Below are 550 nucleotides of genomic sequence, written 5' to 3' on the forward strand. Positions count from 1 at the left end.
GATCTCCTCTATGCTCAGCAATCCTTCTTGGGCTAAAAGCAGGACCACCTGCTCAAAAACATTGCGCAAAGCCTCTTTTAGGCGGACACCCCTAAAACGGTTAATGGTATTATGGTCAGGATAACTCATCGAGCTTAGCCACATAAAGTAGATGCTTTCCTTACAAGCCGCTTCCAGCTTTCGACTGGAATAAATATTACTTACATAACCATAAACAAGAACTTTTAGAAGCATCTGTGGATGATAACTGGAAGATCCCCTGGTTTTGTAGGCTGCATTCAGCGAATCAAGATTAATCTTATTGATCACCTCGTTAACTACTCTTACCGGGTGAGATTTCGGAACCAAATCTTCTAAACTTGGAGGCAACAGCATGATTTGCTGCTGATAATAGGGCTTGAAAGTAGGTTGTTTTCTGCTCATCTTTCAGGATTTTTCGATACCTGAAGATACGAAATTCAACAGAATTTGAAAAGAAATAAGAAGAGAATTAAATTACAATATATCATTCCCGTTTCATGAGAAGAGGGTGCCTTTATGAGACACCCTC

1 protein-coding gene is annotated in these 550 nt (G+C 40.0%); it reads right to left on the reverse strand.

All coding sequences use genetic code 11. From position 1 onward, the window contains the following. The coding region (locus AC1XUO_RS29650) for a transposase (protein WP_483333523.1) at positions 1-423 on the reverse strand (423 nt) is incomplete at its 3' end. Between the last annotated feature and the right edge of the window lie 127 nt (positions 424-550).

The organism is Dyadobacter sp. HNCC25DJ186, from assembly GCF_056895235.1.